The organism is Paenibacillus sp. FSL R5-0486, assembly GCF_037975155.1.
GTDB lineage: Bacteria > Bacillota > Bacilli > Paenibacillales > Paenibacillaceae > Paenibacillus > Paenibacillus amylolyticus.
The window spans coordinates 1,901,913-1,920,663 of sequence record NZ_CP150237.1 but is presented as its reverse complement, the minus strand read 5'-3'; the positions used below and the strand labels follow the sequence as shown (position 1 = coordinate 1,920,663).

Genomic DNA, 18,751 nt, shown 5'->3' with positions numbered 1-18,751 from the left:
TTGCACAGGATAGAATTGGACTTTCGAAATCAGTTGATAGAAACCATCACTCTTTATTATTAATAAGGTAATTTTATCCAAAATATGATAAACTGGACATACGAGATTACTTCAATAATTTGAATCACAACAGGAGGTCATCCTATGTTTGGTGTTAACGTGAAAAAAGTAGAAGATCAACTGGTCATCCGGTGGCAGTTTTCCAAAATTGAAATTCCCATTGCACATATCACATCGGTCACCCTGGATGATACGTACGGTGGAAGTGAACCATCTGCCCTTCGGATCGGTCCAGTCAATGGCACAAGCGAGAGAATTCTGATCCGTACGGTTAATCAATCGTATATTTTATTCACTTCCAGCGTGACTTTACATACCAATATCCAAGCTATGTTACACCCGTCAAACTAAATGATTGTTCAACTTCTCATGTTTCAGGGATGTTGGGTTCCATTAACATATGTGCGCTACCAACAAATGAAGCGTTAATATTCGCATGAATTCTTACAGCGAATACTAACGCTTCATTGATTCCAATTCACGTTGGAAGTGGGGTTCTTATAGCCAACTCCACTTCGGTAACTGATCGAGCGTAATGACCTCTTTGCTATGGTACAATTCCTTCAAAAACGTTAGTTCATTATGCGTCCCGTCTCTCAGGAATCCACCTGTCCAGGTACAGAACCAACTCCAGTGCACATCCTGTTCCTTCATCTGCTTAGGGTCAGGGATGGAACCGTTCTCGGCCAGTGCGATGATTTTGCCGTTCTGTACAAGCTCTCGCAGGTTGGTGTAACGTGCAGCCAGCGGGCTGTGGTCTCCTGCTTCAGGGTACACATCCACACTGACAATATCCACGATATCATCACCCGGGTACCATTCCGGTTTTTCCGAGTTCCAGACCCAGATAAGGTTGTGCAGCTGATGTTCTTGAACCAATCGATCATACAACAAACGATATAACTGTTTGGCAGGTTCGGGGCCTTTCGCTCCCCACCAGAACCACCCACCTTCTGCTTCATGAAGTGGTCGGAATAATACAGGCACACCAGCATCCTTCAACTCTTGCAAGTGAAATGCAATCGCATCGATATCCCGGATCAATAACTGAAATGCTTCCGATTCAGTATCAGCTAGCGCAGAGGCAAGATTATAGGTTGTCGCATCCGTATAGAACCCCCGCCACCACTCTTTACCCGGTTCATCGATCAGATCCGTCGGTGCGTTCCAGTGCCAGCATAGCGTCACGATCCCGCCTTGTTTGTGCCAGTCTACCGCATCCCGAATCTCCTGGGAGACCGCACCGCGCTCTGTTCTTGATGGCGAATATTCCATGAGATCAAAGCCAATCACAGCTGGTTTCCGGCCTGTATTTTCATTAATCCAGTTTAGATTGCTATAATCCTGCTGGCCTGACAACATCCCTTTTTGATAACGCTCTACCAGGAACGCCATCAGTTCTTTTGCTTTGGGAGTCGCTGCTTTATTCACCGGAACTCTGCTGATCTCACGCACTGTCATCTCTACACCTCCAATTGGATTTAACATGTTAACCCACTACACCAGAACGTTCAATACTCTCCACGAAATAACGTTGCACAAACAGATACAAAATAATCAGGGGTGCAATAGCCAGCAAAATGCCTGTATCCACAATCATCGCCACATAGTTTGGATCGGCCTTGATGCCCGAGTTCGAGCCAAAGCCCATCAGCTGCGGAATCAACTGGTTCGCCTGAGCAGGTAAGGAAGCCACTTTCAGCGAGATCAGTGGACTTTCACTCATGAATAATGCCGAATAAAAGGTATCGTTATACTGCCATACAAACGAGAACAAAATGACCGTAATCAGCGGCGAGATTGCATTGGGCAGCATGATTCGAGCAAACGTTTTGAATCCACCTGCGCCGTCAATCAATGCAGCCTCCTCGATTTCCTTTGGCATGCCCTTGAAGAACTGACGGAAAATATAGATGAACAGCCCCGCCTTCAGCCCTCCCGCTGTAGCAGCCGTGATCATGGAAGGCCAATACGTATTCAGCAGATTGATGCCATTCGTTCCAGTGAACAACTGGATGATGCCCAGAAAGTCAAAGCTGCGGAAATGCAGATACATCGGCACCATAAGTGTGCTTGTCGGCACCAGAATCGTCAGAATCACAAGGATGAAGAGTACATTACTACCCGGAAACGAAAACCGGGCGAAGCCATATCCGGCAAGTGCACAGGATATCGCTGTCAGAAGCGTTGTGATGGTAACAAACAATAACGTGTTCGCCAGCAGAGGCAGGTAATCCATCACTTGCGCCGCTAGCCGGATATTATCCAATGTAAAGTGCTGGGGAATCATATAGATCGTTGGATTGTAGATATCCTGTTTATCCTTAAACGCAACTGACACTTTGAGAAATAACGGGTACAAAATAATAAATGAAATGCCGATGACCAGTGCATATCTGAATATGGAATAGAGAAGGTCCGATGTTTTGTTTCGCACCCGATGCATGTGATACTTCTGCTTCGGAACTACCACCATGCGATCTGTCCCTGATGCAGCCATAATCTGAAGCCTCCCTTAATGTTAACCGTCAGTTGTAGTGAACCCGCCGTGACAATACCCAGCCCACTACGATCAGTACAAGGCCAATCACCAGTGTGTACAGCCAGGACATCGCCGAGCTTAAGCCAAAGTTCTGCGTTTTGAATGCGGTTTGGTAGATGGCCTGTGTGACTGGACTCCCGGCAAATGAATCAATGATCGTATAGATGACATTTGTCAGAATCAACGGACTGACCATGGGAAATGTAATTTTCCAGAATGATTCATAAGCTGTCGCCCCTTCGATCTTCGCAACCTCATACATCGATCCCGGTACCGATTGCAGCGCGGCGAGGAAGATCAGAATCTGAACACCTGAGCTACTAATAATCTCATATATCCGCATGATGGCTTCTACAATGTAATCCACATAGGCCATCGGTAATCCCACATCCGCCAGCATCCGCACAATGGATACCACGTTGAACGAAGCACCGCCATCGGCTGATGCATCCACCGCACTCGCATCCCCCATCAGATTGATTAATCCCGCAGACTCAGCTGCTGCGACTGCACTCGAAGCCAGAATAACCGGCAGGAAAAAGATTGCACGTGCCATCGTTCTGCCTCTGAACTTCTGGTTAAGCAGTGTGGCCGTGAACAAACTGAAGAACAAAATCATCGGCACGTTCAGTACCATCGCTCCAACTGAATCCACCAGAATCCGGTTGAATGTAGCGTCAACCAGAAGCGCATCCTTGAAGTTTTTAAATCCAACGTATTCCAGAACGTACCCGCCCGGAGCAACGGACAGATTACTCAGACTGAATCGAATCGATTGCAGGAGCGGTGTGGCAAAGAGGAAGATGAAGCCGACCAGCCACGGAGAAATAAATGCAAGTCCAAGCAACGCTCTCCGTGACTTCAGCGATAATCGAATGGTTCTCATCGGCTCACTCCCTCCACCACATAGTCCGTCCCGCCAACCGTTGTTCCATCCACGTTTACTGCATCCGCATTGTAATTCACAAGGATGGATGTACCGCCAGTATAGGTGATCCGGACCACGCCATCCTGGATGCGTTCATGCTTGAGAATCTGCTCATTCGCCAGATTTCCCAGCACTTCATTGGCCTGCTTATACAAGGTAACGGCTTCTTCCACCCAATAGCTGTACTCCGTTGCGTATGCCGAATCATAATTCGTCAGCTTCAGCCTGGATGATGGTTCATAGGTCCATTGAAAATATGGAGCTGCCCCAAGCTCCAGGCTGCGCAGCAACTGTTTGCGGAGATCCTGATCCCCCGACGTGTTCATTGGAGATGCCGCATAGTTCATGTATCCATGAATGACCATCGCATAAAAAGGAACTTCTTCATCGGTAATATTGAACCGACTCGACCCTGCGGGTGCATTCACAACATGTTGTGCACTTCCCCAAGCGTAGCTATTTGCTGCGGATACCATCAGGTTCGGATAGGACTGTTCCAGCTTGCCCAGCTGCTCCTTCACAATGTTCTTCGCCGTCTCCCGATGAATCACCCGACTATCCCGATAATCTGAAGTCAGGACCTGCCCGAGATCACGAAGGGATAATCCACCAAGGCCCAGTTGATTGAATTTGTCAGCAAACTCACTCACCACATAAGGAAGCTTGGCCGCTGAGAGCAAATAATAGCTGTCCTTACTCTGATCCATGCGATTAAGGGCAGGATTGTATGGATACAGTTCCGCTGTCTCCTTCGTTACAAACCGAGCTGCATCCGAGGAAGGAGCAAAGCGCAAATCATCGTGATACATGTGCTGGAAAGCCACATCCGGGAATAGAGCTCCACCCGACTGCTCCAGCTTAGCTGACAATGCTTGTATCTCGGAACGACTACCTACTTCACTATCCAATTTCACCCGGGTTGGCGTATGATGGCTGAAGCCACCACCGAACCATCCCTGATACCGCATTTGTACGCGGTTCACACCTGCCTGCTGTAACTTCGCCGCCATTTCGGTGGCCTGTTCGTACGTCGTCATGGCTAAGGTGGTCCGATAGGGCACACTCAGGAACGAAGCCTTTTTGTCCACTGCACCAAGCACATCTACATAGAACGGCAACTCCGTCTGTTCTGCGAGCGGCTTCAGTACATCCTGCTCTATTAACTGCTGTTGATACAGGCTGGCCATACCTGAGTAACTGGCATCTTCTCCATGAAGAAAATGATAACGGACCTGAATATCCCCACGGTAAGGCTCTTCGCTAAGCAGCTGAATCTCCTGCATTTTCTGCGAGGTGTACATCTCCAGTTCATCCTCACCCCGCAGGGAGAAGGTTGCATGCACGTGGTTGTAACTGTTCTGCCTGCCTCCAATATCTGCGGAGATACTGGCAATCCCGTCCCCTTTTTCAATCACCGCAAACCAGGCATTCTCCCCGTTCTTCAGACCAAACACAGGCATATACGCGGATTCACTAACCTGAGGACGACTGAGTGAATTATCATTTGGGTCTGTGCCGTATACGCGCTGTACATACTGCTCTTCCTGGGTTTTCCCGTTGTTCAGATGGATCAGGCTACCGGAACCATCAGGCACGAGCATATAACCCTCACCCTTTGTATCCGCAGCACCAAAATAAGCGAGCAAATCAATATTCCGAATGCGGTATTGCCCACTTTCCTCTATCTGGCTCAGAGGCACGGTCACAACAAGTGCTCCCTGCTCCAGTCGGTATTCCACTGAAATGACAAAGCTGGGCTTATCGGATACGCCCCCACCTTCAACCCCGTTCTCCTGATTGTCAAAAGCCAAATCGTCCGCGGTATAACCCGCCGTCTCAAAAGCACCCAGCATCTTGTTCAGTACTAGCTGCTTCGAAATCTGTCCATCCAGCCGTTCCAAAATATCCGGATTGCTCTTGGTTGGATAATATCGGGCAGACGTGTATCTAGCGACAGTAGCATCCAGCTTGGAAAGAACCTTCTCTTCCAGTCGCTGCTTGCTAATCAACTTCGGCAGTGCATCAATACCAAGTGATGTATCACCAAGTGTATAGTTAACCCGAATCCCTTGATCGATCTGACCCACTGTGAATTGTTTGTTGCTAATACTGGAACTGAAATTTGGAAAGTTCTCCAGTGTGCCCATCGAATCCCGGAAAGACACGTTCAACTGGGAGGACAGCACCTCTTTTTCATACGCGGAAGCAAGACCATCCTCAGCCCGTTCTTTCGGATTGCTGTACCAAACCTCTCCACTTTTCGCGTCACGTACTGCAATTTCCGTGGTCTCCTCGTTATAATACAGGGCGAGTCTCTGATCTTCAGCGACCAGTTGCATACCAGACACACCCTGCGAGGAGTCACTAAGGAACTGTAACGGTTCTTCCGTGACGGGCATGGCTTTGGTTGTCGTATCCAGATAAGCCGCGGCTTCTACGGCAGGAACTCCCCTGTTGTTTATATACAGCAGCCCGGCTGCAATCATGATTACAGCTGTACCACCAGCCAGCACCGTATATAATCGTTGCCTTTTGTTCACGGATGCCGCCTCCTTTAGGTCCGAAAAATCAACTCGCGGTAAATGTTATAACCGAATTCGTACAACTGTTGCAACATGCTGAAGACCAGCGCGCCAAGGAATACGATAATGCCCATCACAATGAGCGTCAGCACCATCGTAATGATTGTTCTAATCACCGTGTACTGGTGTACCGTCATCATGCCAATGAACAGAAGCAGTACAAACCAGAAAAACGCAATACTATTGAACAGATAATAAAAAGCAGTCTCCTCCTGCACCATAAAACGGCTGATCACGATCATTGGGGCATAGATCAGAATAACCGGAATGAGCGAGTAACCTGTCGCCAGAACGATTTCCTTGAACTTGCCTTCCCCTTCCATCAAAGTTGTTACCGCCCAGTTGGCCATGCACCATAGAAAGAAAGGTACTGCAACCGTGGCGATTTCGATGATGCTGTTAATCGTACGAGGATCGATGTAATTAACGAGAAATCCTGCGTACTGCTTTTGCAAAATCATCATAACAATGGTAAGCGCCAATGCTGCAAAAGCAACAAACAGCCGTCCCCGGTTATCTGACTTGAGGTCCCAGAATGCATCAATGGGGTGAAAAATGAGATGCAGCGGAAACTTAATGAAATCCTGCTTCACGATCAACCTGCCTCCTCCGTCTCCATTTAACCGTCACCCGGGTCAGAATCAGAATGACAATCAGCGCGATTGCAACGGTCAGGAATGTACCAAAATGTTCTTTCATCATCTCCCGCCGATGCCTCTTGAACGCGACAGAATAACTCTTGCGGTCCATTCCAAGTTCGAAGTAACCTAGCGCTTCCTCGTTTTTCTTCTCCATTAATAAGGACTTGCCGATACCGATATAAGCGATGTCATAGTTGGCATTCAGCTTCAGCACTTCTCTCCATATATTCACGGCCTCCGTGTCCTCGCCCCGATAGTGGAGTACCACCGCTTCATTCACACGGGCACCAAAACGGGTTGGCGCATAAACGACAAGGTTGTTCTTGCCCCGATCCAGAACCAAGTGATGCTCACCCGATTGTTCAATCGCGACAGGTGTTTTGAGCGTGCCCACCTGATTTCCTTTGCCACCGTATATGTAGAGCAGATGACCTTCATCGTCGTACGTGAACACCCGGTTCTGTGTCGCATCCAATACACTGTACATGCCGTCGCCCAGCACTTTCACATCGATCAGTTTGGATGGACCCGGATTGTTGCGGAACCGGATATCGCCTTTGACATCGTAATAACCAAACCGTTTCAGTACATCTTCACCAGACGGGTTAAGCCGCTTAATCGGTTCATTCGAGCCGGGATCAATATTCGTTGCATACACAAATCCTTTGTGGTCGATATCCGCATTGGAGAACTCCGTTGGGACAAACAGGACCATCTGTGCACGCTGGGCTTTGGTGGATAACATGCGCCAGATATATTCGCCGTAGTCCCGCTCCACTTTGTTCGTACCGACGTATCCGATAAATTTCCCACTCTCGTCAAACTGCATGATACCTTCGTAGACCCCTTGCGCCACAACGTACACTCGGCCTACATGGTCAACCGTCAGCTTCAAGGGCTGAAACTGGAATTGGGTCGATAGGATATCCGACTCGGGCTTCGTGATGGTTTGAATCAGCGTCCCCTCTCCATCCAGGACAACCACACGACCGTTGCCCGTATCGGCGACGTATATGCGTTCTTGCTCATCCACGAATAATCCGCCCGGAAGGTTAAAGGTCTCCTTGCTACCATCCATCATGAATCCATCAATGACGCGCAGCAGCTTAAAGTCTGGGTTTAATACAACAATTCGGCTGTTGCCACTATCCAAAATATAGATCAACCCGGAAGGTGAAACATTCACATCACCAGGGTCTTTAAACTCACTAATGCCGAGATCACGGCCTGATATGGTACGCTCGGGCAGATAGGCATCTGGTGAAGGTACAGCCTCTTTCCAGTAGTTGTAGTTATAACTCTCATACGGCGCCGGGGAGGCCGCCGCAGGCACGGCATTCACCAGCAGCAGAGATACTGCCGCCAGGAGAACAAGCCATCTTTTCACTGTGCGTGCCATATCGTTCCCCCTTAATCCTTCATGCCCGAGCTCGCCATCGTCTCAATGATTCGGCTCTGAGAGAAAATAAATAGCGTGATCGGCACACTCATCAAAATCAGTGCTACCGCAGCACCCGCTCCTGCCCGGGATATTCCGCCCTGAATAATCTGACCTGCTGCATAATGCAGGGTCTTGAGCTGCTCGCTGTAGATGTACCCATTGCCATCACTGCCCCATAACATCTGGAACAGCAGTATGATCAATGTAATCCAGGCTGGTTTCACATTGGGCATGACAATGGACCAGAAGATTCGGTATTCACTGGCACCGTCAATCTTGGCTGCTTCCAGCAGTGCATCCGGGATCTGCTCCATAAACTGTTTCATCAGATACAACCCGAGTGAATAGGCAAATGCCGGAATAATAACAGCCCAGTACGTGTCGATCCATCCGAGCCATGACATGATCATATAGTTTGGAATTGCCGTTACCGCAGGTGTGAACATCAGTGACAGTACGACCACTTGGAACATGAATACTTTGCCCGGAAACTTGTGTTTGGCAAGTGGGTACGCCGCTGCGGAAGCTAGCAGTACATGGCCTACGATACCGATGCCTGTAATAAATACCGTGTTGAATATATAACGTGAGAAAGGCACCCACGAGTCACTCAGCAGATTCAGCAGATCTGTAAAGTTGCTGAACGTCGGATTTTTGACAAACAGCGTTGGTGGAAAGGTAAAAATCTCATCCAATGGTTTAAATGCATTGTTGATCGCATAGATCAACGGCAGCACCATGAAGGCACCAAAAACGAGCAGAAGGGCAAACAGGGAGAGGCTTCCCGATAGCGAACGATTCACGCGTTTTTTGCCTGTCGCAATTGCAGCCATAGCTATTCTCCCACCCTTCGAAGCAGTTTCTGTACCAGCAAGTTGGTGCCCACCATAATCATGAACAGCACGGTGGCAATCGCCGATGCATATCCCATCTCAAACCGCGTAGTACCAAAGTCGATCAAATGGGTCACCACAGTCTCTGCCGCATAGTTCACACTTGGGAACCCGGCCAGCGCGATCGACACATCGGCCACGGCAAACGAGGTTGTCAGCTGAATGACTGCGCCGAACATCAACTGTGGACGCATCGAAGGCAGGGTAATGTACCATAGTTCCTGCCAGCGATTTTTGATCCCATCCACCGCTCCCGCTTCGTACAATGTCCGGTCCACCGTCTGCAAACCAGCGATAAACGCAAGAAATCCGGTTCCGAGACTCAGCCATAGCTGCACGAGAATGAGAATAGGCATAATGTAGGCTTCCGTCTTCAGCCATTGGATTGGCTCCAGCAGAAAACCCCATTTGATCAACAGCCCATTGGCAATACCATAACGATCTCCCGAGAAAATCATCAGCCAGATAAAATACACATTGCCCGAGATGGAGGGCGCGTAGAAGATCAGCGTCATGAACGCTCTCCATTTCGGTGTTAACTCATTAATGATCCACGCGAAGACAAAACAAGCAATATAACTGATCGGCCCGGTAATGATGGCAAACAGCAACGTATTCTTGATTGCAATCAGGAATACATCATCCTCCAGAAACAGGCGAGTATAGTTCTGCCAGCCAATAAAACGCGGGAATTCCAGCATGTTAAAGTAGGTGAAGCTGAGTATGATCGAGATGACAACCGGAATCACGGTAAACATGAGGAACAGGAGCATATAAGGTGCAAGCAGAACATAGGAATGTTTGCTGGCCTTCATTTCCTGGAGCTTCCAGCTCCACCACGATTTCATGCCCATCCTTGACGCTTTCTCAGGAGGACTGTTTTGTCCGTCTCGGAGTGATATTTGTGGCACGATTAACCCTCCCTCTGCTTACGGAAGACCAAATTCATTACGTTTGACTCGAATCTCGTCCTGAATATATTGGGTATAATCCATGATGGATTCCCTGGCTTCCACTTGGCCAACAACGGTTTTGTAAAATGCATTGAACAGATGGCGGCCTGTAAAATAACCACCGGGTACTTCAGGAATGCCCTTCACCGTTTCGAATTGTGCCTTGAGATTGGCGTAATCCTCCGCAGGCCACGGCAGGGAATCCAGCGCCTTGATGTTGGCCGTTGGATACCGGGCAGCGGCACCCATCAGCCCTTCCATCTCCCGCCCGAATTCAGCTTGAATCGGTGTACTGGTCCACCACTTCATGAACTCCCACGCCGCATCCTGGTCCTTGGCACCCTCCAGCATCATGACTGCGCTACCTCCACCCGGTACGTCCCGATTCAAGGTACCATCTGCTTGAACGGTTCCCGGGACAGGAACGAATCCCCATAGTCCGCGAATCTCCGGTGCAAATACGGACAATTGGTTGTACATGGTGTAATCCGTTAGTCCGATAGGCATCTGTCCTGTCCGGAAACGGTTGGCAAAATCATATTCCCGCTCTAACTTGTAATCGGTATAGAACTCCGTCCACTGCTTGAACGTCTCAATTCCGATCCTTGAATCCAGATCCGACTCCTTGTCATCGTTACGATAGAAGGCGCCGCCGTTCTGAAGCAGCATCGTAGCATACTGAGAGTTCGGCGGAATATTGACACCCTGCATATTCGCTTGGGTCACAATCGGCATACCAAATTCCATATGATTTTTGCTCAGAATCGCGAGCAGAGCTTCGACATCTTCCCAGTTCTGAGGCACTTCAAGTCCGAGTTCTTCGAGCACGTCTTTACGATAAAACAGCATGTTAAAAGTTTGCGTTTCCGGCAGGGCATATACGCCTGAATCATAGGCATACGGCACGATTGCACTTTCCCTGAACTCCTGTTCCACGGTGCTATAATCACTGAATTGCGTCAGATCTACAGCCGAGTTCCGCATCGCAAAGTTCACCGGCAGATCATTGCCGATCTGCATCGCTACATCTGGTCCTTCACCGGACAAAGTCGCTGGCAGCAAGGTTCCCATATTCACCAGCTTCAGATTGACATTGATACCACTGTCTGGTGTGAAGGTCTTGTCAATCATCGCTTTCATTGTATTCGCCTGATCACGTCCGCTACCAATCCAGACGGTTACCGTACGCTGATCTTCAGATGTAGCTACATTACCAATCTGGTTATAATCAATGAAGAACGAATGATAGAATATCTTCGCTTCATGACCAAGCTTGGCAAGTGGCCCCATACCTGTTCCAGGAATATCGCGGTCAATCGAAGTGACGTACAGTGCATCGATTTCAAGGGGCTGCTCTCGTGCCTGCTGCACCCATGTGCCGAGACCGCCTGTATTGGTTTTATAAGCCGCAAGCCGTCTTGGAATGGTATCTGGCTTGTCAATCATCTCGTCCAGTTGCAACGCCATCGTCTTAATCAGTGCTTCCTGATCGCTGGACTGTCCTGACAGAAGACGAAGCTGTGCGGCCACGTCCTTGAGACGTTTACTTTCTCCGCTGAATACTTCCAGCAGGTTCGGAATCTGTTTTTCCACCCGGTAATCACGGAATTCATCAGGCTTGGTGCCTGTAATCATCAGAATACGTCGGTACATGGAGTTCAAGTTGTACAGACTGTCCTCCACATTGCGGATAAGCGGTGCAAAATCCCCAAGGCTGTTCTCCAGCCGTAGCACATGTTTTCCTTTTTCCATGTGAAACTTGTATGCTTCCTTGCCGCCCATCACGTCAATACGATAGTCACTTTGATAACGGAAAGGTGCTTTCGCCATCTCTGCAAACGGAACTTCACCATCGATGGTCAGTTTGCGTGTAGAATAGATGCCTTTGACAAAATTCTGCTGAGCGGTAAAACCGATATGATACAGTCCACTCTCCGGCACATCCACTTCCCATTCAATCCATTGTCCTGGCAGACGCCAGTTAAAGCCGCCAATCGTATTGATGCGTACCTGGGAAGCGCTATAAGGAGATACAGCAGAACTTGACCTTTCGCTGGTCGGGTATAACGTAGGTGAAGATTTGGCAATCGCGGCTTCTCCTTCAATGCGAATCAGTACATCCTTCGGCTGCCCAGAGGAGTCCGATTGTTGTGCCCCTGCAGTCTCTGTGTAAGGAACAGCTGTCTTCTCATTGAAAAGACGAATGGACCGAATCACCATGGGTTCACGCGATGATTTTAGCGTTAGCGTGTGTTCCCCTTTTTCCAAATAAAACTTGAATGGAGTCTGTTCGTACCCGTCGGAGTCCTGAAACGTTTCTTCCAGCCAGCGTGGTTGCTCCACTTGTCTCGGGCGAAGGTCATTGCCTTGGTTATCCTGTTCAACGACATCTTTCTCATTCGCCCATACCCGGTCAAACTGCAAATAGGCGGCTTCCGCAAAAGGAAGTTCACCATCAATGTACAATGCACGCTCAATGGCCGAACTCTTGCCTTCTACGGGAAAATAGATTGCGGACAGGTTATACAGCCCGGTCTCCGGCACATTAATCGTCCAATCGACTTGTCCGGTCTCTCCGGTATGGAGAGATACACCATCCATTCCTTCATAATTAGTCAGTTTGCGGACGTCTTCACCTTCGGCTTTTATGTAATCTCCTGCTTCAATGGTGATGTCCACATTCGGCTGTGTAGCCTGATCCGTTCCGGATCGATACTGTTCGTATCCCTTTTTCTGCCGGGTCTGCTGCAAGACTGCATCCACTTCAATGGCAGGCAGACTGCCAGGTGGAATGTTTGCACTCTTTCCATCAGCGCCGGAAGTTACATATAGAATGATGCAGGCTGCCGCCACGATGAATACTGTGGACAATATCCATGTCTTACGTTGTAGAATTCCAGCCATCCTACGAGTCCTCCTCATCAAGGCTGATGCCAGCAATGCCGATTTGGTGGTTCAGGAAAAGGGGCTCCGTGCAACATTGCCGACACGAGCCCCCCTGCCTGAATCGTTTGCTGGTGATAAGTGTTGTTATTGTTTGCCGAGTTTATCAATTGCAGCTTGTGCCTGTGCCTTGTATTTCTCGGCTGTTGCTGTCACGGAAGCATTGTTTTTGATGATATCGTTCACATAATCCCCGAAAGGGTATCCTGTGTAGGCATCATCCAGCAAGATGCGGCCGGTTCCAGCGATGTGCTCGCGAATGATCGCAATATCCTTCTCGTCGGTATAACGACTCTCCAGATAATCTTGACCTGGATACTCTTCAATCTGCGGGATGTCGAAGGTCTCTTCATAGATTTGGTAGACGATCTTTGGATCTTCCACACCTTTTGGAATGAACTTCGCTGATGCTGCATTGTTTGCATACGTTACCTCTTTGCTACCCTGTGGCCCGTTCGGAATCGGCACAACACCAACAGCAAAGGTGAGATCGCCCAACTGCCATTCAGCAGCGGTGAACAGAGCTACATCTCCATCTTTGAACGTATTGCTTTCCTCCCAATTGGTTTTGTCGCCGGTTTTGACCTTCACGACATTTTCCACGTTATACAGGCGTTTGACGAATTCGGCAGCTTCAATCGTTTTCGGATCGGACAATCCTTCTTTGCTATTGGTATCATCCACGATCGTTCCACCATTGGCTGCGGTAAAATGACGAACGACATCAAGCGCCCAGCCAGAAAATCCGTATACGTCAGTTTTGCCGTCGTTATTGGTATCTTTGGTTGCCTGTTTGGCAAGTTCCATGAATTTGTCCCAATCCCATTTGCCTTGGTTATACAGTTCTTGAGGATCAGGCAAAGATAATTTTTTGAACAAGTCACGGTTATAGTGAAGTCCCAGACCAATGCTGGTTGGAGATTCGAAGGCATATTCGTTGCCTGCAATGGCAGGAAATTTTGCAATCAGGTTAGCCTCTTGGTTGATGTTATTCTCAGGTGTAGTGAATTCGGAGATGGGCAATAGTTGCCCTTTGAGGATGGCGGGTAGTGCGGATTTGTACTCCATCTGAACGATGTCGGCGAACGGTTCGCCAGCCAGTGCAGACGTTGTGAATTTGTTCATGTATTCTTCAAAAGGTACGTTAACAAACTCCAGTTTCACGTTGTATTTCTTCTCAACCTCTGCAATTTTATCAAGTCTGGCCTTATCGGAGGCCGTCTCTCCCGCCGGTTTCAAGTCCCACCAGGCCGCGACCTTGATGACACGTCCACCCAGATCAGGAACATTAACCACAGCTTCTTCCGCTCCGCCCTCTTTCTCTGTCTCAGCGACTTCGGTGCTGTTACCTGAGTTCGTTGTTCCTTCTGCTTCGGTCCCCGTCTGCGCTGTCCCCCCACCACTGCAAGCGGATACAAAAAGCATCACGGCCAATAACATCAGAGGTAGAACATTCCATCTTCTCATCATGATTTTAACAACCTCCCCGAATGTGTATACCAATCATGGTTCACCCTAAATCGTTAACCCCATTCATCAACCAATCGAAAATAAACAACCACCACCATTTGTTATTTCTTTGTTTGCTTTAGACAAACAAAATTTAACACAGCAAAATGTAAGCGTCAACATTTTTGTTGTTAACATTTTCTAATTACTCTGATAAAATGCTGATTAAGCTGTAACATGCCTGTATCACAGCTTATTCAATATCCTGGACTCTAAGTACAAACATATTAAACCATGATTCTAACTTTGTTTATTTTGTTATTTTTATAAAATAACAAAATAATAATTAAGCAGACAAATTTCGTCATACTATCTGAAAATATGCTTACCGTCACGTTGAACGTTCATCCTAAAATACTGTGCATCACTAACATTTTGAATTCTCTGTCCGTTATTAGATTAAGAGAAATACATCATGTTATACTAGGGCGTGTCTTAAATCTCACTTAAGGGCATCTTTCACCGCCTTTTCGCCCCCTGCTGCGTCACTTTCTCTTGACGTACCCCGGTACGCCTGCGAAAAAGTTCCTGGCCTGGAACGAAAATTCGGCAAAATCTGCTCCTTTCGGAGTTATAAGATACGCCCCGGGATCAGTTGGATATCGCTCCAAATAAGGAATACGGCAGAACTACGAGTGTAAGGATGGTATGATGAAGACAAAGGTAACAATTCAGGAGATTGCACATTTTACGGGTTTGTCGAAATTCGCGGTGTCACGAGCTTTGTCTGGAAAATCGGGAGTTAGCGATCAAACGAGGGATGTCATTCTCAAGGCCGCTGGCAAACTTGGATATTTCAAAGATAACAGCATGTTGTCTGGTGAACTGTATAACAGCCATGAACTTCAGGAACCAAAGAACACACGTTCAAGCGGAACGATCTTGATTTTGTTCCCCAATGTTCGGTACCAAAATCAAGACTCCGTATACTGGGGACCCGTCTTTAACGGGATCTCTTCCAAGCTGAACCAAAAAGGGATTAATATTCTGACCTTAACGGAACCCTCAGCAGATCAGCTATTTACCCTACTCAACCCGGATGCCATTCGAGGGATCATTACCGTTGGCTCTATCTCGACCCCGATTCTGCTTGAAATCAAGCGTCTTAGTATTCCGGTTGTAATGGTGGATCATCTGGACCCTGTTTTTCACAGTGACAGCATATTCACCGATAACTTCGCATCCATGCGGGAGATCATGCTCTATTTGCTCCGCAAGGGTTTCAAAACATTCCAGTTCGTTGGCAATATCGGGGATGCTCATAGCTTCTATGAACGCTGGATTGCATACACTTCTGTGCTTATGGGTCATGGGATGGAAATACATCAGATTCCCGAGCTGAGTAATCAGGCATTGGATGAGTTCCGCCAGACGTTCACTTCGGTGATCAGTGAGGATAACCTGCCTGAAGTGTTTGTATGTGCGAATGATTTCTATGGGCTATACACCATAGAAGCCCTTGAGAGTATGGGTATTCGTGTACCCGATCAGTGTGTTGTCACGGGATTTGATAATCTATACGACAATATCCCATTACTTGCCACAGTTAATGTGAACAAGGAGTTACTCGGTGCGCGTGCAGTGGATCAGATGTTATGGCGCATTGCGAATCCAGAGAGCAATGTCGAGAAAAAGTTGATTCTTGCTGATGTCATTATTCGTGAACAGTTTGGCAGACATAGTGGGTAATATGGCAGAATATCAAATACCCCTTTAACCGTATTTGTGCGGCTAAAGGGGTATTTGCATTGTTGTATGTTGTGTTATGTTTTGTTTATTTACAATAGGCCGTCACATCATCCCGTTCTACGTATCTGTACGCACATCATCCCACGCCAGATCCAGATAACAGATCAGCCAGTTCAATGCACGGTGACGTTCATAAGCCACTCCACCATTCAGGCCAGCGGGAGGTGTTTTGTCATTCACCCGACTATCCACGCACACCCAGTTATAACGGTAGATAAGATCTGCTTCATCCAGAATCTCTCTTTTGTTACGCAGAGATGCATCGGAGAGAAAGTCGGTAAAACTATCCTTCTGCTGCAAATAACCGACATCCTTCCCTACGTTACCTAACTCCGTTGGTGCACCTAGTTCCTTCACATAACCAAGCGCCCACAACATTACGTGGTACGCTTCATATCCCCAAGAGAAGGAGATGATCTCCTGCTGCTCTGCTCCCTGCTGGTCGATAAACCTCTTCTCTGCGGGTGAGAAAAAGGATTCAGCCTCATACTTGTCGATCACTTCCTGAACCAGTGCTGCGGTATCATCCGCACTTTCGCCGGCTCCCAGACACTCACCCTTAAGCGCGGCAAGACATAGGGCAACCGCACGACGCGCGACTTCCTCTTTACTCCGAATCGTGTTGTGCTCGTCTCCGGCCCTTACGGGCAAGTTCGCATTATACGGAATGCCTTGTTCAGTCAACAGTTGCTCTGACCGCGCTTTACGTTGAATGCCCGACTCCGACTGCGGTCTGTTACCGTCAAGGAAACTGGTGTGCGCTGTCACCGTGTAATCCTCCACCTCAGATTCTCCATTCACATCCAGCAATAGCTGACCTTGTGCATTCAGCAGAGATCCACCTCCCCAGAAGATAACAGCATCCAGCGCATCAGCCAACCGTAATAACTCGCCGAAGAATTCTTCCGAGATATCCTCTTCCGTCTCAATACCAACCACCATGTTCAATGTGGAACATTTGATCAATACCTTTTCCTGGAGCGAAGCATTGCGCCCTTCAATCTGACTCAAAAATCCAAGCATCCCCTGAATCATTGTCGTAAATTCCTCAGGATGTGTCTGGCTGGTCATGATATTAAAGCCTTTGGTTTTCTTACTGAGCCATTTTTTCTGAGTCACTTGAATATGGGTCTTGTCTTCCCGGCGTTCAATCGTACCCTCAGGATAAATGGATTGAATCAATTCAAACAGCTGATCCAGGTCAAACTGAGAGCTATATATCGCACAATTCCTCATGAAGTTCACCCTCTTTTCTAACTAATCCTTATACGGATCGAATTCATTACCTCCGGCCATGGCGACACCAACGGGACGCAACACATGGTTGATCTTCAACGTATTCGCATGTGCGTTCAGTACGTCTTGCAGTTTCTTGTACACAAACGGACTTTCGTCTGTGCCCGCTCCCCGCAGTTCGACACCATAGGCACGAATCGCCTCATGCATCTGTGCTTCGCTAATCTCACCGCCCATGCGTGTGCGCAACTTGTAATTCATTTTGCCAGCCGCCTGGGTTCGACTCATCGTGCGCCCTGCCCCATGTACGGTGCTGCGGAATGACTCGGTGTTCTCCTCGCTGTGGATCCCCTCCACAATTACCGAGATATCACCCATGCTGCCTCCAACAAAACCGAGTTGCCCGGGTGCCAGTGGCGTTGCACCTTTGCGGACCACAACTACCTCTTCACCCATGTGTTGTTCCTTCCAGGCAAAGTTGTGATGGTTATGAACGGCATATTCAGCACTTGCCCCCAGAATTCCGAGCACCTGTTCAATAACATAGTCACGTCCTGCATAGGCGTATCGGCCCGCCAGAATCATTCCATCCCAATACATATCACCCATTTCGCTGTTCAGGTCAAACAACGTAGGCGGTTGATCCATCGATTCGCCAGGAGCTTTGCCACTGAACTGACGTCCTGCCGCAAGGTTAAGGAATCCACTCGCCACTTTATGACCGAACCCGCGGCTGCCAAAATGATTCGCGATCCACACCTTTCCCGTTGCCTCTTCTACAAAAATATCCACGAAATGATTGCCACTACCTACGGTTCCGAGTTGGTTGCGTGCAAGTGTCTTCAGCTTATGTTGTAATCCCGGTTCAATGGTATCAAACAGCTTCCAGCTCGCGTCGTCGAACAGCTCATGATCCACGGGTGTTGGATTGTTACGACCCACGCCGAAAGAAATGGTCGAATTGATGTCATCCATGATCGTTACAATCTGATCCCGAATCTCATCCCACATCAGATTTGTGCGCACAGCCTTGTTGCCACAGGCAATATCATATCCGACACCTGACGGACTGATCATATTCCGATAAGCGACAACACCACCGATGGGTTGCGAGTAACCTTTGTGATGGTCGGCCATCAGAGCCACACCCAATACATCTCCATATTGCGAGCAAGTCACCGCCTGACTTACGGCGTTCTCCAGCGGCTCCCCCCAGACTTTAATGTTATCTACGATACGCATAATTGTGTTAACCTCCTATGTACTTTTTTTTG

14 protein-coding genes are annotated in these 18,751 nt (G+C 48.2%); 2 read left to right on the top strand and 12 right to left on the bottom strand.

All coding sequences use genetic code 11. The features are described 5' to 3' along the window. Window positions 1-144: 144 nt before the first annotated feature. The gene (locus MKY01_RS08725) at window positions 145-411 is read left to right on the top strand and encodes a hypothetical protein (RefSeq protein ID WP_315373167.1); all 267 of its coding nucleotides are present in this window, start codon (window positions 145-147) and stop codon (window positions 409-411) included. Between the two features lie 147 nt (window positions 412-558). Here MKY01_RS08725 and MKY01_RS08720 read toward each other — a convergent pair whose 3' ends face one another. The 10 genes from MKY01_RS08720 to MKY01_RS08675 form a co-directional block, all read right to left on the bottom strand. Continuing rightward, window positions 559-1,521, bottom strand: coding sequence for a glycosyl hydrolase (locus MKY01_RS08720; RefSeq protein ID WP_315373166.1), 963 nt, complete (start codon window positions 1,519-1,521; stop codon window positions 559-561). Window positions 1,522-1,549: 28 nt separating this feature from the next. Next, the gene (locus tag MKY01_RS08715; protein WP_339286259.1) at window positions 1,550-2,560 is read right to left on the bottom strand and encodes a carbohydrate ABC transporter permease; all 1,011 of its coding nucleotides are present in this window, start codon (window positions 2,558-2,560) and stop codon (window positions 1,550-1,552) included. 28 nt (window positions 2,561-2,588) lie between these two features. Next, on the bottom strand, window positions 2,589-3,488 hold the full coding sequence (locus tag MKY01_RS08710; protein ID WP_315373128.1) for a sugar ABC transporter permease: 900 nt from the start codon (window positions 3,486-3,488) through the stop codon (window positions 2,589-2,591). After that, on the bottom strand, window positions 3,485-6,070 hold the full coding sequence (locus MKY01_RS08705) for a DUF5696 domain-containing protein (RefSeq protein WP_315373127.1): 2,586 nt from the start codon (window positions 6,068-6,070) through the stop codon (window positions 3,485-3,487). Before MKY01_RS08705 ends, MKY01_RS08710 begins: the two co-directional genes overlap by 4 nt. Window positions 6,071-6,084: 14 nt before the next feature. Then, window positions 6,085-6,705 carry a YIP1 family protein gene (locus MKY01_RS08700; protein ID WP_076209262.1) on the bottom strand — a complete coding sequence of 207 codons (621 nt, stop codon included), beginning with the start codon at window positions 6,703-6,705 and terminating at the stop codon, window positions 6,085-6,087. Continuing rightward, window positions 6,686-8,152: an NHL repeat-containing protein gene (locus MKY01_RS08695; protein ID WP_282318831.1), complete on the bottom strand. Its 1,467-nt coding sequence runs from the start codon at window positions 8,150-8,152 to the stop codon at window positions 6,686-6,688. Before MKY01_RS08695 ends, MKY01_RS08700 begins: the two co-directional genes overlap by 20 nt. A gap of 11 nt (window positions 8,153-8,163) precedes the next feature. After that, on the bottom strand, window positions 8,164-9,027 hold the full coding sequence (locus tag MKY01_RS08690) for a carbohydrate ABC transporter permease (protein ID WP_339286257.1): 864 nt from the start codon (window positions 9,025-9,027) through the stop codon (window positions 8,164-8,166). Window positions 9,028-9,029: 2 nt separating this feature from the next. Next, window positions 9,030-9,941 (bottom strand): sugar ABC transporter permease, encoded by a 912-nt coding sequence (locus MKY01_RS08685; RefSeq protein ID WP_047842211.1) that lies wholly within the window; start codon window positions 9,939-9,941, stop codon window positions 9,030-9,032. 75 nt (window positions 9,942-10,016) lie between these two features. Further along, window positions 10,017-12,944 (bottom strand): extracellular solute-binding protein, encoded by a 2,928-nt coding sequence (locus MKY01_RS08680; RefSeq protein WP_282318832.1) that lies wholly within the window; start codon window positions 12,942-12,944, stop codon window positions 10,017-10,019. A gap of 126 nt (window positions 12,945-13,070) precedes the next feature. Further along, window positions 13,071-14,450 carry an extracellular solute-binding protein gene (locus MKY01_RS08675; protein ID WP_282322203.1) on the bottom strand — a complete coding sequence of 460 codons (1,380 nt, stop codon included), beginning with the start codon at window positions 14,448-14,450 and terminating at the stop codon, window positions 13,071-13,073. A gap of 690 nt (window positions 14,451-15,140) precedes the next feature. Between MKY01_RS08675 and MKY01_RS08670 the strand changes: the two genes are divergently transcribed. After that, window positions 15,141-16,181, top strand: coding sequence for a LacI family DNA-binding transcriptional regulator (locus tag MKY01_RS08670; RefSeq protein ID WP_235193769.1), 1,041 nt, complete (start codon window positions 15,141-15,143; stop codon window positions 16,179-16,181). A 117-nt stretch (window positions 16,182-16,298) separates the two neighbouring features. Here MKY01_RS08670 and MKY01_RS08665 read toward each other — a convergent pair whose 3' ends face one another. Next, window positions 16,299-17,477, bottom strand: a complete 1,179-nt coding sequence (locus MKY01_RS08665) for a DUF4272 domain-containing protein (RefSeq protein ID WP_282318833.1) — start codon at window positions 17,475-17,477, stop codon at window positions 16,299-16,301. A 21-nt stretch (window positions 17,478-17,498) separates the two neighbouring features. After that, on the bottom strand, window positions 17,499-18,719 hold the full coding sequence (locus MKY01_RS08660) for an RtcB family protein (protein WP_339286254.1): 1,221 nt from the start codon (window positions 18,717-18,719) through the stop codon (window positions 17,499-17,501). Between the last annotated feature and the right edge of the window lie 32 nt (window positions 18,720-18,751).

Coding starts and splice junctions, on each gene's coding strand:
- MKY01_RS08725 (WP_315373167.1), top strand. CDS start 145: ATGTTTGGTGTTAACGTGAAAAAAGTAGAAGATCAACTGGTCATCCGG.
- MKY01_RS08720 (WP_315373166.1), bottom strand. CDS start 1,521: ATGACAGTGCGTGAGATCAGCAGAGTTCCGGTGAATAAAGCAGCGACT.
- MKY01_RS08715 (WP_339286259.1), bottom strand. CDS start 2,560: ATGGCTGCATCAGGGACAGATCGCATGGTGGTAGTTCCGAAGCAGAAG.
- MKY01_RS08710 (WP_315373128.1), bottom strand. CDS start 3,488: ATGAGAACCATTCGATTATCGCTGAAGTCACGGAGAGCGTTGCTTGGA.
- MKY01_RS08695 (WP_282318831.1), bottom strand. CDS start 8,152: ATGGCACGCACAGTGAAAAGATGGCTTGTTCTCCTGGCGGCAGTATCT.
- MKY01_RS08690 (WP_339286257.1), bottom strand. CDS start 9,027: ATGGCTGCAATTGCGACAGGCAAAAAACGCGTGAATCGTTCGCTATCG.
- MKY01_RS08685 (WP_047842211.1), bottom strand. CDS start 9,941: ATGGGCATGAAATCGTGGTGGAGCTGGAAGCTCCAGGAAATGAAGGCC.
- MKY01_RS08680 (WP_282318832.1), bottom strand. CDS start 12,944: ATGGCTGGAATTCTACAACGTAAGACATGGATATTGTCCACAGTATTC.
- MKY01_RS08675 (WP_282322203.1), bottom strand. CDS start 14,450: ATGAGAAGATGGAATGTTCTACCTCTGATGTTATTGGCCGTGATGCTT.
- MKY01_RS08670 (WP_235193769.1), top strand. CDS start 15,141: ATGATGAAGACAAAGGTAACAATTCAGGAGATTGCACATTTTACGGGT.
- MKY01_RS08665 (WP_282318833.1), bottom strand. CDS start 17,477: ATGAGGAATTGTGCGATATATAGCTCTCAGTTTGACCTGGATCAGCTG.
- MKY01_RS08660 (WP_339286254.1), bottom strand. CDS start 18,719: ATGCGTATCGTAGATAACATTAAAGTCTGGGGGGAGCCGCTGGAGAAC.